The organism is Planococcus sp. 107-1 (genome assembly GCF_021513255.1).
In the GTDB taxonomy this organism is placed as follows: Bacteria; Bacillota; Bacilli; order Bacillales_A; family Planococcaceae; genus Planococcus.
Window position 1 is genome coordinate 1,024,014 of record NZ_CP090977.1, and the last position, 14,210, is coordinate 1,038,223.

Sequence of the window (14,210 nt, forward strand, 5' to 3'; positions counted from 1 at the left end):
ATCCAATTATAAAGTGTTTATTTAAGATGTGGAGCAAAATAGCGGAGACTCCGCAGGACAGTGAAGTGTCGAAATCCACTTTGGCATTTAGCTAAAGTTAGTTCGGCGCAAGCCCGCAGGAAAGACAAAGGCCGCAGCTTGCAAGGCCTTTGTCTTTGCGACGAAGCTAGCGTAGCGATGCAGGAGCATATCTTTTTAGCGAAGCTGTTTTGCGGAATATCAGTTAGAAACTAAATCAATAGTAATTACTGTTAAATTTTCTTGAGGTTACATATAATGAAAAAGCGCCGGAACTTTCCAGCGCATTAATCGTATACATGAAAGAGCATCAATTCGTGGATCATCGTTTTAACTTGTTCTTCGTCTTGAGGTTCCTTGGAGACCCAGACAATCGATCCGTCCGGATGATATTCTCCTGTAATGCGTTCGTTCTTATAGAAAAAAGAAACAATCCAGCCAGGCAACTGGCGGTTTTCAAACATGGGTTTAAATTTAAAGTGCTGAAGCATGTAAATCCTCCTTTAGGTTCTTCTTTTCATTATAGGGGATTGAAAGCGATTCACAAAGACAAAAAGAAATGAGTGAAGGTCTTGAGTATTTTATTGACGATTACGATTATGGCAGTCTTAGGTGCATTGATCGGGGGGATTACCAACTTCATCGCCATTAAGATGCTTTTCCGTCCGTATAAAGCGGTCTATATCGGAAAATGGCGCTTGCCGTTTACACCGGGGCTGATTCCGAAGCGGCGTGATGAATTATCGACTCAGTTGGGGCGCACCATTGTCCAGCACTTATTGACGCCGGAAACATTTAAAAAGCGTTTCTTTAATGATGAAATGCGGGGTAAAGCTGAAAGATGGATTCGGAAACAATTGGAAATGCACGTTTTTCATTCGCCAAAAACTTTGAATGAATGGTTGGAAGGCGCAGGCCAAGGCGGCTTGGATCTGAAAATTGAAGCGAAGCTCGATGAATTGGTAGACCGCCAGACGGTATCAATCCGCAACTACGTAGAAGGCAAAACCATTAAAGAATTGATGCCTGAGAATTGGCGTGATGAAACAGAGCAAAAGATGATCCAAGGCGTCAAATATGCTATTGATCAAGGTTCAGATTATTTTGCTTCATTGGAAGGGCGTCAGACGATCAAGACGTTCATCGATGAGTTTTTATCTTCACGAGGAAGATTCGGCAATATGCTGCATTCCTTGCTTGGCGAGTCAAAAAGCATTGTCGACCGCATCCAGCCGGAAATCATCAAATTCCTGAATTCGCCGCGAACTTTTGAACTGGTCATTACCTTAGCTTACGGGGAATGGGAAAAGTTGCAAAACCGCAAAGCGGATGACTTTTTGAAGGAATTTGACTTTGAACCGGCAATCGGTGCAGTGAAAGAGTATGTAAGAGAAACGGCAGACATTAAAGGCCGTCTGGATGCGACACTTGCAGAGACTTGGCCGAACGGGTTAGAATGGACAAGTGCAAACATCATCCCGCTTGTTGTGGATTTCGGATTCCAGCAAGGGGAAGAGAAATTGGAAGAAGCCTTGCAGAAGATTAACATGGAAGGCATGGTAAAAGAGCAAGTCGATTCTCTGCCGTTAAGCCGCCTCGAAGAACTCGTTCTTGGGATTTCGCAAAGGGAATTGAAAATGATTACAGCGCTAGGATTTTTGCTTGGAGGAGTCATCGGGATCGTCCAAGGGTTCTTAAGCTTAGCACTGAATACAATGTAGAGGAGAATCATAATGGCAGTAAACATTTATGACGACATCAACAAATTGGAAAGTACATTCCGCAACACGGAGGAATTCACGAAATTGCAAGCAGCAGTTGAAGCTGTAACAGCGGATGCAGAAGCAAATGATTTGTTCAAGGGCTTCCGTGATCTTCAAATGACGCTTCAGCAAAAGCAAGCGCAAGGCGAAGAAATCACGGAAGAAGAAATGATGAGCGCACAAGCGACAGCTCAAGCTGCTCAAGGCAATCCGAAAATCCTGGCAATGCTTGAAGCAGAAATGGGATTAAGCCAAATCATCGATGAAGTGAACCGCGTCTTGATCAAACCAGTTCAGTCTTTATACGAATCAATGTAATTTAAAAAAATAAAGGGTTTTCTCTTATAGACACCGAATACGTAAAGATGAATGACAATTCATTTTACGGAAGGGTGTCTTTTTTTATGTATGAAACAATCGAATTAACGAAGCAAGGACGCACGGGCTATTTAAAATTAAACCGGCCGAAATCGATGAACGCGATGAATGGCACGATGATGAAAGAGTTGGCCGACTGTTTCGAGTCGCTATTGGATGAGAAGAGCTTGCAGGTGCTGATTATCCACGGCGAAGGAAGAGCGTTTTCTGCAGGTGGAGACATTAAAGAAATGATGGATCCTGAAAATCCGATGGATATCGATCTTGTCATGAAAGAAGTGACGAAGCTTGCCAAGTCGCTTTATACCTTGCCGCAAATTACCATTGCTGCAATCCATGGAGCTTCAGCTGGCCTTGGTTTCAGCATGGCACTGGCCTGCGATCATGTGATTGCAGAAGAAAACAGTAAACTTGCAATGAACTTTATCGGCATCGGCCTTGTGCCGGATGGCGGCGGACATTTCTTCATGAAAGAACGCGTCGGCGTTCCAAAAGCGAAACAATTGATCTGGGCCGGGCAGACGTTAAAAGCGCATGATGCGCTTGCAAAAGGGCTGATCGAAGAAGTGACGGCAGAAGGCCGGGCGATGGAACATGCAGAAGCCTATGCTTTAGATGTGCTGAGTTCACCTGTCCAGGCGAAACTCGCGTCCAAAGAAATTCTTCACCAATTGAAAGTCCTTGAGCTGGAAAAAGTATTAGAGATGGAAGCGAAAGCCCAGTCAGCGATGCGCAAAAGTGCAGACCACCTGGAAGGGATCCAAGCTTTTGTCGAAAAAAGAAAACCCGAATTTAAAGGGCAATGATCCAAAAAAGCATGGCCTTGCGCCATGCTTTTTTCTTTATGGGAGTTTTATGCGCGTATAGAGTGGAATGCGCGCGTTCGTGAGGAAATACGCGCGCTCACCGAAGAATGCGTGCGTTCAAAAGGAAATACGCGCATTCACAGAACAATGCGCGCGTTTAGTCAAATCCAATAAGAAGTCGACAAAAATACCATCCGCAGTTTCACAGATGGCATTCACTATTTTCTATGAATGGAAAAGCAGCAATTTGCCAGCTGGCGAAGCCAGGCGGTGCGTTTGGTTGGTCAATTCTTTTTCTTCTAGTAATGCGCGCCCTTTATCTTTTGCCTGCTCGTCATTTTCTGCAGTGAAAGTTTCTTCTGTGATCAGTTTGCCTGTTTGTTCATAGGCCGTCAGTTTATAGGTTCTCATGCTAGACAACTCCTTCTGAATGGTTATTCATTTTAAGTATATCGGGTTTTGCGGAAAAAGTCCTCCGCTTTTGAAACATTTCGAAACTTGCGGCGTATTAAAGAAAGAGGAGGAATGAGGATGACGTTATCAATACAACATGCTACGAAAAGATTCGGTGATTTTAAAGCGGTAGACGATTTGTCTTTGACGGTTGAACAAGGGCAGATGCATGGATTTTTGGGGGCAAATGGGGCTGGTAAAACGACTTCTTTCCGCATGATTCTTGGTTTGTTGAATCCCAATGCGGGTGTGATTACGTGGAAAGGAAAGCCTATTACGTATGCAGCAAGTCCGGAAATCGGCTATTTGCCCGAAGAACGGGGCTTGTATCCGAAAATGAAAGTCTTGGATCAATTGGTGTATTTGGCGCAGTTGCGTCAAATGCCTGCTTCAAAAGCGAAACAAGAAGCGATGGTCTGGCTCGAACGGTTTCAAGTACCTCATTACGCAGCGAAGAAAGTGGAAGAATTATCAAAAGGAAATCAACAGAAGATCCAGTTGATTGCATCGCTGCTCCATAATCCGTCGCTGCTTATATTAGATGAGCCTTTCTCGGGTTTGGATCCGGTGAATGTGGAAATGCTGAAAAAAGCCATTCTGGATTTTCAAAAACAAGGCGCTACGATCGTATTTTCCAGCCATCGCATGGACCATGTGGAAGAGCTCTGCGACAATATGACAATCATGGACCAAGGGAAAGTGGTGGTCGACGGTTCAATCCGGGAAGTCAAACGGTCATTTGGGAAACAGAATGTCCGAATTAAAATGGATGTGGATCTGTCCTCCTTAAAAAATACAGTGGGGGTCGTCCAGTTTACGAAAACCCATGACGGTGCCTTATTCCAAATTAACGATGAAGCTACGGCTGAGCGCTTGTTAGAAAGTTCGATGAAGCTTGGCAAACTCCGCCACTTTGCGATCGAAGAACCTTCCTTGGAAGAAATCTTTATTTCGAAAGTAGGGAAAGCGTATGCATAGTTTCTGGATTATTTTTAAGCAATCATTTTTAACGAAAGCCAAAACCAAATCGTTTATCATCACCACGGTAATCGTCGTGGCTGCCTTTTTCCTGCTGGCGAATTTATCGAATATCATTGAAATTTTTCAAGGTTCGGATGAAGAAGGGAACGTTCTCCACGTGATTGATGAAAGCGGGGAATTGGCACCGATTCTGCAAGCTCAATTGGATCAGCAAAACAGTGATGTCCAAGCGATGCCGACAGATATGACAGAAGCAGAACTGAAAGAAGGCATTGGAGAAGGGACAATCGATGCTTATCTTGTGCTCGAACAGGAAGGGACGCTCAACGCTCGCTATGTGTCGGAATCCGCAAATGAACTGGGAAGCGCCAATGATGTTGAGCAGGCAGTCCAATCACTCCAAACCGTTGTGACAGCGGAAAGCCTGGGCTTGAGTGAAAGCGAAGTCGGACAACTTTTCACACCGGTTGCGTTTGAACGGGAAGCGATTTCGGAATCCTCCAAATCCCAGGAAGAGTTAAGCCAAGCGCGGGCTCGTCTACATTTTGATCTTGCTCATTTATATCGCGGTTATTTACTATCCAAATATGATTGCGATGGAAGTGGCAAACGAGAAATCTTCCGCGTCATGGAAATTTTAATTTCCAGTGTTTCGCCCGTTAAGCATATGTTTGCAAAGATTGCAGGCATCGGAACGCTCGGTATTTTACAGATGTTGATTTTCGGGCTTTCGGGCTATCTGGCCATGAAAACAGCCGGCACGGCATTGACGGAAGGTGCATTTAGCGTTTTCGGCTTTTCCGATGTTAAAATCAGTACATTCCTTTTTGCCGTCTTGTTCTTTTTATTGGGCTATTTCCTTTATGCGGTCCTTGCAGCTTTACTCGGTTCGCTTGTCAGCCGAACGGAAGATGTCCAGCAATTGATGCTGCCGATGATGATGCTGATTGTGGTCGCTTCGTTAATCGCGTTTTCAGGAATTTCCGTTCCGGAAGCCACTTTTGTAACCGTCGCTTCCTACATTCCGTTTTTTGCTCCGCTCGTCATGTTCTTGCGGGTTGGGATGTTGGACATTCCATTATGGGAACCGCTCTTATCGATCGGGATCATGTTAGTGACCATCGGCTTGCTTGGGTGGTTCGGCGCACGCGTTTACCGCGGCGGTGTATTGATGTACGGTTCTTCCCAATCATTGAAAGACATAAAGAAAGCAATTCGCTTAGGCAATCAAAAATAAGCCTTCAAGCTGTTTACCGGAAGTTTCCGGTAAACAGTTTTTTTTCGTTGTTTGTCATGGTAAAATAAGAACAAATATTCGGTTTCCGAAGGAGTAGAATTATGGGCAATATCCGATTTATTCATACGGCTGATTTGCATTTAGGCAGCCCTTTCAGTGGCATGAAAGGTTTGAAAAAGGACCAGTGGCAATGGGTGAAAGACAGTACGTATGCCGCGTTTGACCGTTTAATCGATTACGCAATAAAGGAAATGCCTGATTTTGTTTTGATTGCAGGCGATATTTACGATGGCGAAGACCGCAGCATCCGAGCGCAGCATCGATTCCAGCAAGGAATGGAGCGCTTAGCGGATGCAGGAGTGCCGGTCGTGCTTGGATACGGCAACCATGACCATTTGAGCGGCCAATGGGTGCGTTTTGAATTGCCGGGAAATGTCCATGTTTTTGGACCCGAAGTTTCACAGAAAAGATTGGCAACGCCGAACGGCGAAGTCATCATTTCCGGTTTCAGCTACGGGGAACGGCATGTGAAACGAGCGATGATCCATGATTTTCCGCCTGCTGAAGAATCGGGAGCATTTCATATCGGCATGCTCCATGGCAGCATGGACGGAGAAACAGCCCACGCGGTCTACGCGCCTTTTACGAAACAGCAATTGCTCGAGAAAAATTATGATTATTGGGCGCTTGGCCATATCCACATGAGGGAAGAACTGAATCAAAATCCTTCAATTGTCTATCCAGGAAATATTCAGGGACGCCATAAAAATGAGGCAGGAGCGAAAGGATTTTACGATGTTTCGCTGTCCAAATCAGGCACAAGCCTTCAATTTATATCGGTTTCGGCGGTTCAATTTGACCGCCTTTCGATTGGATGTGAAGGCATCATGCATATGAACGAACTAATTGATGCCTGCAGAAACGGTATTGAGCACCAATTGATGGAATATGGCCCTTCGATTCTCCAATTGCATTTGACTCATTTAGATGCAGGGGCAAAAGAACTTTTTGAAGAAGTCACAGAAAAAGAATTGATGGAAACGCTCCAGGAAGCGTTGGAAGAACTGGAGGATTTTGTCTGGATCTCCTCGATAGAGACTGAGTTGGGGACTGATGCTTTTGAAATCTCGCCGTTGGCAGAGAAAATCATAGGCGTAATGGATTCCTGGCAATTGGCCGATTGGAAAAATGTATTAAAGGATTTGTATCGGCATCCAAAAGGCAGCCGTTTTCTTGACTCGTTGAACGATCATGAAACCGCGGCTATTCAAGCAGCCGCGATTCAGAAAATCCGCCGAAATGTCCGGATGGAGGAATAGCTGATGAAAATTGAAAAAGCCATCATTTACGGATTTGGCAAACACCAGGATGTAAGCATTGAATTGAACGGCCGGATGAACCTCTTTTACGGAGCCAATGAAGCCGGCAAAACGACCATTCAGCAATTTATTGTCCAGACTTTATTCGGCTATCCGCTTCGTACACAGAACCTGCAGCGGTATGAACCGAAAGCAGGAGGGAAATACGGCGGGCAATTGCATATCACCGACCCCATCTACGGCAAAGTCGTTATTGAAAGAGTAAAAGGCAAAGCGGCTGGAGAAGTCACCGTCTATTTTGAAGACGGCACGCGCGGATCAGATGCTGAATTGAAAATGCTTTTGAGAGATTACGACCGGTCGGCTTTTGAATCGGTATTTTCTTTTTCCATCCACGAACTGCAAGGCTTGGAAAAAATGACGGAAGACGAATTGAGCCGAACTTTACTGGCTTCCGGGACTACCGGCATCGATGCCATTAGCAAACTTGAAGACCGCGTGGAAAAAGAAATGGCCGGCATTTTTAAGAAAACAGGGCGCAACCCTGAAATCAATCAATTGGTTGAAGAACTCCGTGTGATGGAGGCGGAGCTGAAAGAGCTTCGAAGCCGTTCCGAACTTTACAGTCCTTATCTAGAACGCCTTCGTGAAATAGAGCAGCGCCTCCTTCTGATCAATGAAGAAGAAGATCAAGCAAGCGAGGAAATGAAGAAAATCGAAAAGCAGCGGCAGGCTGCACCGTTGATTGAAAAAGAAAGAATGCTTCAAAGCGAATTGGACTCGATGACTGTAACCGCATTCCCTTCCGATGGACAGCGGCGGATGGACCGGTTAATGGACCGTTTGTCTGAAGCACAGGCGCGAAAAGCGTTTCTTGAAAAAGAAGCGGAACGTACGACGGTCCAAGAAAACGGACACGCAGATATCGGACCTTTGAATGCCTTGCTAGCGCGAGAATCGGAATGGCATCAATTGCGTTCCGTACTTCGCCAAAAGCAGGAAGAAGCCATTCGTTTGGAAGATGACCGGAGACGCCTTCTTTCCTTAATCGGAATAGAGGAAGCTATAGCGCTTCAAGCAGACGTTTCCTTGAGCCGGGAGGAAGAATTGATCCTGCTCGTGCAGCAAGCCGAAAGGGAAGAAGAAGAAAATCGCTACGCGGACCGGAAAGTGGCAGAAGAAAAAACGAAGCTTGCCGAAACCGAAAAAGAGCTGAAAATTTTCCTCGCGAATGAACCTAGTGAAAGCGATCGAAGAATGGCTGAAGAATGGCAAGCGATTGCCCATAAAGTGGCTGAAGCGAAAGCAGCAAAAAACGCACAAAAATCCGCCAGCAGCCAGACAGTGAATTACGCGATGACGGGAATTGGAGTGCTTACACTCATCATCGGTTTAGGGCAATCGAATTACCTTGTGGCGGTTATCGGCTTTTTAGCAGCCATAGGAGGGCTTTGGCTGATGCTGAAAAACCGGAAGCCCGAAACGCTTGAATCCGAACAGGAGGCTTTAATAAGCCGTTATGGCGGCAAAGAAACGGAATATGCGGCTTTGATTGCTAAATTGGACAGCTATGACCGCAAATTGGATGGCTATATAGAGCAACTAGAAGCGGCGAAGCGCTCTATCGGCAAACTTTCCAATGAAAGCCGCAGTGAACAGGCGCGCTTAGCGTATGAACATTTCTTGCGAAACTTAGGCCTGCCGCAAAATGCAAGCCGGTCGACGGTCTTGGGCCTTTTTGAGAAACTGCGGGAAATCCATGCTGTTTCGCTAAAAGAGAAGCGGTTGAAGGCGGAAATCGCAGCGCTTGAAAAGGAGCAGGCAGATTGGCTCGCTCATGTGGAAACCGTGCTTGATCAGCCTGTGCCAGCCGATGAATTGTATGCCGTGTTGCGCGCAGAAATGAACAAACGGCAGGAGCAGCGTGCGGCTGTAGAAAAAATGCAGGAAAAGGCGGCAGCTGTCCAAGAAGAACTCGAACAACTCCATGCCCTCAACCGGCAAATTGATGGAGAACAACAGGCCTTGCTGGCAGAAGCCAATGCACAGAACGTGGATGAGTTTTATTTACTGGGTGATGAGTGGCTGAAGAAAGAGCAAATTGAAAAAGAAATGGCACCGATTCAATCGCAGCTGCAAGCGCTTGGAAATTTCTCGAAAGCAGATGAAGAGCGTTGGGGCGAGTCGAATATCCAGAAGCTTGAATCAGATCTGCAGCGGCTGAAAGAAGAGCGGCGAGCTCTTTTGGGTGAACAGGCTGAAAAACAACAATTCACGAAGCAGTTGTTGACCGATGAAGCTTACGAAACTCAATTGCAGCTATTCAATGAAAAGAAAGAAGAATTGGCGGACATGGCGAAAAGATGGTCTGCAGGAAAAGCGATTACAGAAGCGATTAAACAGACGATGGATGAATTAAAAGAAAAGAGTTTGCCCGCTGCCATTCAAAAAGCACAAGCTTATTTTGAGAAATTGACTTCCGGTTCCTATACGGGAATGGAAATGACGCAAGAAGGGTATTTCGAAGCGGTGCGAAAAGACGGCATGCGATTCCACATAGCAGAGCTGAGCCAAGCAACAAAAGAACAGGCGTATCTGTCCTTGCGGCTGTCACTGGCTGTATCGATGGCCAAAAGCCATCCGTTCCCGATCATCATGGATGATCCGTTTGTTCATTTTGATCGCCGGCGGCTCCAGCAAATGATAAACTTAATAACAGAGCTGCAAGAAGACCACCAGTTCGTCTACTTTACGTGTCATGAAATGATGCAGCAGGTTTGGCCTGATGCTTATGTAATAGACGTGGCTACTATCGAAAGGAGTGTATATTCATGAGCAAAGGAATCACACAGCGAGCGGTTGGCGAAACCATCGATGAGTTTTTGCTGATCAAGCAATCGGTCAAAGGCGTTACGACCACCGGAAATCCCTTTATGTCTTTAGTGCTGCAAGATAAAAGCGGAGACATTGAAGCGAAATTATGGGATACAAAAGATGAACATGAAAAGCTATTTGCAGCAGAGACGATTGTCCGAGTAGGAGGGGAAATCCACAACTACCGCGGCAAAAACCAATTGCGGATTAAGAGCATCCGTCCGGCAAAGCCGGAAGAAAACCAGTCCATAGCGGATTTGATGCCGTCTTCCGAGAAAAGCACGGATGAATTATTCGAAGAAGTGATGCAGTATTTATTTGAAATGGAAAACCCGCAGATTCAGCGGATTACACGCCATATCTTAAAGAAATACCAGCAGCCGTTTTTGACATTTCCTGCCGCTACGAGAAATCACCATGATTATGCGTCCGGTTTAGCGGATCATGTGGTTTCCATGCTGAAACTGGGGAAAGCACTTTGCGAAATTTACCCATCCCTGAACAAAGATCTTTTATATGCAGGAATCATTTTGCATGATGTCGGCAAGGTATTTGAGTTGTCTGGCCCGATTGCAACGACTTATACACTTGAAGGCAATTTGCTTGGCCATATCTCAATCATGGTTACGGAAATTTCCAAAACAGCAGATGAGTTGGAAATCAGCAGCGAAGAAGTTCTATTGCTTCAGCATATGATCCTTTCCCATCACGGCAAAGAAGAGTGGGGGAGCCCGAAAAAACCGATGATCAAAGAAGCGGAGATGCTGCATTATATCGATAATATCGACGCGAAAATGATGATGCTCGACCGGGCGCTCGGCAAGACAAAAGCAGGCGAGTTTACAGAACGCCTTTTTCCGCTCGATAACCGTTCGTTCTATAAACCGACGATTGAATAAAAAAGAAGCCCTTTGCCGACTAGGCAAAGGGCTTTCTTCATAGGCTTATTCAGCCGGTGTTTCTTCAGTTGGAGCCTCTTCAGTTGGAGCTTCAGCGTTCATAATATCATCGAAGGCACCTTTAAGGTCTTCATCTTTGATATCAATGTCTGCATCTTCCATCATTTTTGCAATTTTAGGGATCAACGCTTCTTGGTCTGCTTTTCCAACAGCCAATTCTTTGCGGATTTGGTCTTTTTGGTCTTCAAGAGCAGGCTGATCTTCCACTTGGCGTTTTTCCATTACTTGAATGATGTGGAAACCATGCTGTGATTGAACAGGTGCACTGATTTCTTCCACTTCTAAAGCATAAGCCGCATCTTCAAATTCAGGAACCATCGCGCCAGTTCCGAACCAGTCAAGGCTGCCGCCGTTTGCTGCAGATCCTGGATCTGTTGAGTACTCTTCAGCTAATTTAGCGAAGTCGCCGCCTTCATCCAATTCTTTTTTCACTTTGTTCGCTGTTTCTTCATCTGCTACAAGGATATGGCGCGCATTCAGTTCAGTTCCTTGGCGCTCATATTGTGCTTGGATTTCTTCGTCTGTCACGTCTACACCGTCAGTCAATGCTTTTTCCTGCAATAGGTTCAAACGAATGACTTTGCGGTAGCTGTCTTCTGTTTGATTGTTTTGCTGAAGGAACTGTTCAAAGCTTTCGCCTAGCTGCTCTTCAGATTTTTTGTATTCTGCGTCGACTTCTTTGTCCGTCACTTCGTACTTGTCAGAAAGTACTTTTTCGATCATGAGGACTTGAACTGCTTGATCGCCGACAGAAGTTTTCATTTCATTGTATAACTCGTTTTCTGTGATATCGCCAACTTTAGAAGAGACAACAACTTCTCCTTCAGAACCGTTATCGCTGCATGCGCCTAATACTAAAACGGATGCGGCTAAAGACAATGTTAATAGTGATTTCTTCATAATTATTCGCTCCCAACTTTCTATCTTGATGCCGTTAGTTACTATAACATAAACGTTTTAAAAATCAAAAAGTTTCTATATCAAAAGAAAAAGCCCAAATGCCTAGGGCAAATGAACTTATGGAGTAAATTCTACGCCTACATATAATGATACCAATAAGATGGTAATTAATATATTGATTGTACGGAAAATTTTCTGATGGTTTTCTTCAGGAATTTCCCTAGACGTAACAAGAGCTAAGGTCATTCGGTTGATCTGGAACAAGTAAAATACGGAAAACATTACTACAAATGCGACTATCATGGATTTCCTCCCCTCTATACTTAGCTATTAGTATAACAAAGACGAGAGGAAAAAACAGGATTAGACTATTGCTTCCGGAACCAAGATTTCATATCCGGTTTCCGTTTCCTCGATTAAAGCGTCTTTTGGTGAATGCGCCAGATTCCGGAGATAGATCAAGTCCGTTAAGCACAAGCCGCAATGATAAGCGAGCAGCATGGCAAAATAATGGCTGTATACAGGCATTGAGATACTAAGAATAATAATGATCGCATTGATCAATAAGAACGGGCTCAGCAAAGTGAATAAAAAACGTTTCTTGGAAACAGGTTCTTTAATATGCAAGGAAAACATCGGGAAAACCTTAAAGCTTTTTTTCACAACCAATTTGATGCATTTACGGCAGCCGACCAAAGGCAAAAAGTGAAATGCCTTATGAAGCGGATAAACGGCTAAAATCGCCAAGATGAAAAAGAAGAAATTCTGGTCGGACAAAGGATCAGAATACAAGATGTTCAACACAATGTAAAAGCTCATGAAAACACCGAGCCCCATAAGTGCAGAAAGCATATAAACACGATCGAGTCCGTATTGTTTTTTTAAATTGATGGTTTTCCAGCAATGCATTATTTGCATCTCCTAAAAGTAGATTGCTCTTTTGAGTCGATACATACAATACAATGATTTAGCGATAAAAGCAAGACAGATTCATATTAAATTTTAGACAGCGTTTTCACTGCTTTTCAATTGCTTCAATCACATGATTTTCTTCGTTGAATTTGTTCTCGATATTTTTAAAGGAAGCTTCAAAAATCTCCATGAAATCATCGCCGTAAATATTGCGGATTAAGGCCATGATATCCAAAAACTCCGGGAATTTCCCGTAAAGATTCCGAATCGGCAAGGAACCATCAATAACGGAGTGGGGAGTGTCATGGTATCGTTCGATCATCTCCTGCATCAGTTCTTCGCCTTTTGGCGTCAATTCGACATATGTATTGCGTTTGTCGGTATCGCGTTTTGAAAAAGCGAGAAGCTCACGTTCTTCTAATTTCTTTGAAAAGTTAAAGGCGGTGGACACATGCATAACCCCAAATTTAGCAACGTCCGAAATAGAAGCCCCTTTTAAATGGTAAGAAATCCATAAAATGTGGTGTTCATTAATATTCAAGTCATAAGGTTTTATCCACAATTGCCAATCTTTTTCAACAGCTTTCCATAAGGCTTTCGATAATTGCCCGATGCGCTGGCTAAACAACATAGCCTCTTTCATCGTGTATTCGCGTTCATTCATTTCAGCACCAACTTTCCCCCAGAAAGATTTTTCTTTATTATAGCAATAAAGCAAACCTTATTAAAGTGTGAATAATAAAAAAATTTCCAAATAGAAAAGTGGAAGTGCCCGTCAAGCTCTGACAGGCATAAGACAGGCAGCCAAAGCGGCGTTCTTTGCCGCACAGGCTGATTGGCTTATGACCCGAAGAGCTGGGCACTGGAACTGGACAATAGAAAAGTAGAAGTGCCTGTCAAGCTCTGACAGGCATAAGACAGGCTGATTGGCTTATGACCCGAAGAGCTGGGCACTGGAACTGAACAATAAAAAAGTGGAAGTGCCCGCTAAGCTCTGAAGGCATAAGATAGCCAGCCGAAGCGACGTTCTTTACCGAACAGGGGAATGGGAGTTTCAAAAGCTTATAGGAAGTCGAGGCCTTCAGACAACCAATGTCCGGATAAAAAAAAAACTGCCAAATGGCAGTTTCACTTGTCGTCCCTATCATCTGAATCGTGATCAGAGCTGTCGTTTTTTCCTTTATTGTCTTTTTTATCTTTTGTAATAGCATTCTGCAATTCCTCAATCGAATTTTGAATAGCCAAAATTTCTAGTTGTAAATGTTCTTTGGCAGGAGCTGTTCCTTCTTGCCAGTTTTCCATTGAAGCTTTTAAGCCATCCGCTGCTGCTGGAAATTGCGTTTTGGCTTCCGCCGATAATGTGGCGATGGATTCTTTCAGCCCGTTCACTTTTTCTTTAACATCTGCAAGTTTCTCTTTCCAATCGGAAGATGTTGTTTTTACAGAAGTGCGAAGTTCTTTCCCCGATTGTGGTGTTGAAAATAATGTGGCTGCAGCTCCGGCTGCTAACCCTGTTGCAAGCCCTAAAAAAAATGTCGATGCTTTCATCGGCAAACGCCCCTTTCATCTATACCGTTCTTTTCCTCTATTTTACTTAATTAAAACATAAA

At 44.3% G+C, this 14,210-nt stretch carries 15 protein-coding genes; 8 read left to right on the forward strand and 7 right to left on the reverse strand.

Annotation, left to right across the window (positions count from 1 at the left end; genetic code table 11):
* Window positions 1–305: 305 nt before the first annotated feature.
* The gene (locus L0M13_RS05450) at window positions 306–509 is read right to left on the reverse strand and encodes a YheE family protein (RefSeq protein ID WP_235198647.1); all 204 of its coding nucleotides are present in this window, start codon (window positions 507–509) and stop codon (window positions 306–308) included.
* Between the two features lie 72 nt (window positions 510–581).
* On the opposite strand from L0M13_RS05450, the gene L0M13_RS05455 reads away from it, so the two are divergent.
* From L0M13_RS05455 to L0M13_RS05465, 3 genes are all read left to right on the forward strand, one after another.
* Window positions 582–1,739 carry a DUF445 domain-containing protein gene (locus L0M13_RS05455; RefSeq protein ID WP_311195629.1) on the forward strand — a complete coding sequence of 386 codons (1,158 nt, stop codon included), beginning with the start codon at window positions 582–584 and terminating at the stop codon, window positions 1,737–1,739.
* 12 nt (window positions 1,740–1,751) lie between these two features.
* On the forward strand, window positions 1,752–2,099 hold the full coding sequence (locus tag L0M13_RS05460; RefSeq protein WP_052652301.1) for a YlbF family regulator: 348 nt from the start codon (window positions 1,752–1,754) through the stop codon (window positions 2,097–2,099).
* 86 nt (window positions 2,100–2,185) lie between these two features.
* Window positions 2,186–2,965: an enoyl-CoA hydratase gene (locus tag L0M13_RS05465; protein WP_235198649.1), complete on the forward strand. Its 780-nt coding sequence runs from the start codon at window positions 2,186–2,188 to the stop codon at window positions 2,963–2,965.
* Window positions 2,966–3,190: 225 nt separating this feature from the next.
* Here L0M13_RS05465 and L0M13_RS05470 read toward each other — a convergent pair whose 3' ends face one another.
* On the reverse strand, window positions 3,191–3,376 hold the full coding sequence (locus L0M13_RS05470) for a YhzD family protein (RefSeq protein WP_235198650.1): 186 nt from the start codon (window positions 3,374–3,376) through the stop codon (window positions 3,191–3,193).
* A 120-nt stretch (window positions 3,377–3,496) separates the two neighbouring features.
* On the opposite strand from L0M13_RS05470, the gene L0M13_RS05475 reads away from it, so the two are divergent.
* The 5 genes from L0M13_RS05475 (at window position 3,497) to yhaM (ending at window position 10,728) form a co-directional block, all read left to right on the forward strand.
* On the forward strand, window positions 3,497–4,396 hold the full coding sequence (locus tag L0M13_RS05475) for an ABC transporter ATP-binding protein (RefSeq protein WP_235198651.1): 900 nt from the start codon (window positions 3,497–3,499) through the stop codon (window positions 4,394–4,396).
* Entirely contained in the window at window positions 4,389–5,636 is a 1,248-nt protein-coding gene (locus tag L0M13_RS05480; protein WP_397443517.1) for an ABC transporter permease, read from the forward strand. The genes L0M13_RS05475 and L0M13_RS05480 overlap by 8 nt, the downstream gene beginning before the upstream one ends.
* A gap of 101 nt (window positions 5,637–5,737) precedes the next feature.
* On the forward strand, window positions 5,738–6,955 hold the full coding sequence (locus tag L0M13_RS05485) for a metallophosphoesterase family protein (protein WP_235198652.1): 1,218 nt from the start codon (window positions 5,738–5,740) through the stop codon (window positions 6,953–6,955).
* A gap of 3 nt (window positions 6,956–6,958) precedes the next feature.
* Window positions 6,959–9,790 carry an ATP-binding protein gene (locus tag L0M13_RS05490; RefSeq protein ID WP_235198653.1) on the forward strand — a complete coding sequence of 944 codons (2,832 nt, stop codon included), beginning with the start codon at window positions 6,959–6,961 and terminating at the stop codon, window positions 9,788–9,790.
* A complete protein-coding gene (gene yhaM, locus L0M13_RS05495) occupies window positions 9,787–10,728 on the forward strand; it encodes a 3'-5' exoribonuclease YhaM (RefSeq protein WP_235198654.1) in 942 nt (313 codons plus the stop codon). The genes L0M13_RS05490 and yhaM overlap by 4 nt, the downstream gene beginning before the upstream one ends.
* A gap of 45 nt (window positions 10,729–10,773) precedes the next feature.
* Here the strand turns inward: yhaM and L0M13_RS05500 are convergent, their stop codons facing one another.
* From L0M13_RS05500 to L0M13_RS05520, 5 genes are all read right to left on the reverse strand, one after another.
* A complete protein-coding gene (locus L0M13_RS05500) occupies window positions 10,774–11,688 on the reverse strand; it encodes a peptidylprolyl isomerase (RefSeq protein ID WP_235198655.1) in 915 nt (304 codons plus the stop codon).
* A gap of 117 nt (window positions 11,689–11,805) precedes the next feature.
* A complete protein-coding gene (locus L0M13_RS05505; protein WP_235198656.1) occupies window positions 11,806–11,991 on the reverse strand; it encodes a hypothetical protein in 186 nt (61 codons plus the stop codon).
* A 60-nt stretch (window positions 11,992–12,051) separates the two neighbouring features.
* A complete protein-coding gene (locus L0M13_RS05510) occupies window positions 12,052–12,597 on the reverse strand; it encodes a DUF3267 domain-containing protein (protein WP_235198657.1) in 546 nt (181 codons plus the stop codon).
* 106 nt (window positions 12,598–12,703) lie between these two features.
* A complete protein-coding gene (locus L0M13_RS05515; RefSeq protein WP_235198658.1) occupies window positions 12,704–13,264 on the reverse strand; it encodes an HTH-type transcriptional regulator Hpr in 561 nt (186 codons plus the stop codon).
* Between the two features lie 464 nt (window positions 13,265–13,728).
* A complete protein-coding gene (locus L0M13_RS05520) occupies window positions 13,729–14,148 on the reverse strand; it encodes a YtxH domain-containing protein (protein ID WP_235198659.1) in 420 nt (139 codons plus the stop codon).
* Window positions 14,149–14,210 lie beyond the last annotated feature (62 nt).

Bases quoted from the DNA above. Each gene is read 5' to 3' on its own strand.
- L0M13_RS05475 (WP_235198651.1), top strand. From the start codon at position 3,497: ATGACGTTATCAATACAACATGCTACGAAAAGATTCGGTGATTTTAAA.
- L0M13_RS05465 (WP_235198649.1), top strand. From the start codon at position 2,186: ATGTATGAAACAATCGAATTAACGAAGCAAGGACGCACGGGCTATTTA.
- L0M13_RS05510 (WP_235198657.1), bottom strand. From the start codon at position 12,597: ATGCATTGCTGGAAAACCATCAATTTAAAAAAACAATACGGACTCGAT.
- L0M13_RS05520 (WP_235198659.1), bottom strand. From the start codon at position 14,148: ATGAAAGCATCGACATTTTTTTTAGGGCTTGCAACAGGGTTAGCAGCC.
- yhaM (WP_235198654.1), top strand. From the start codon at position 9,787: ATGAGCAAAGGAATCACACAGCGAGCGGTTGGCGAAACCATCGATGAG.
- L0M13_RS05505 (WP_235198656.1), bottom strand. From the start codon at position 11,991: ATGATAGTCGCATTTGTAGTAATGTTTTCCGTATTTTACTTGTTCCAG.
- L0M13_RS05480 (WP_397443517.1), top strand. From the start codon at position 4,389: ATGCATAGTTTCTGGATTATTTTTAAGCAATCATTTTTAACGAAAGCC.
- L0M13_RS05485 (WP_235198652.1), top strand. From the start codon at position 5,738: ATGGGCAATATCCGATTTATTCATACGGCTGATTTGCATTTAGGCAGC.
- L0M13_RS05500 (WP_235198655.1), bottom strand. From the start codon at position 11,688: ATGAAGAAATCACTATTAACATTGTCTTTAGCCGCATCCGTTTTAGTA.
- L0M13_RS05460 (WP_052652301.1), top strand. From the start codon at position 1,752: ATGGCAGTAAACATTTATGACGACATCAACAAATTGGAAAGTACATTC.
- L0M13_RS05470 (WP_235198650.1), bottom strand. From the start codon at position 3,376: ATGAGAACCTATAAACTGACGGCCTATGAACAAACAGGCAAACTGATC.
- L0M13_RS05490 (WP_235198653.1), top strand. From the start codon at position 6,959: ATGAAAATTGAAAAAGCCATCATTTACGGATTTGGCAAACACCAGGAT.
- L0M13_RS05450 (WP_235198647.1), bottom strand. From the start codon at position 509: ATGCTTCAGCACTTTAAATTTAAACCCATGTTTGAAAACCGCCAGTTG.
- L0M13_RS05515 (WP_235198658.1), bottom strand. From the start codon at position 13,264: ATGAATGAACGCGAATACACGATGAAAGAGGCTATGTTGTTTAGCCAG.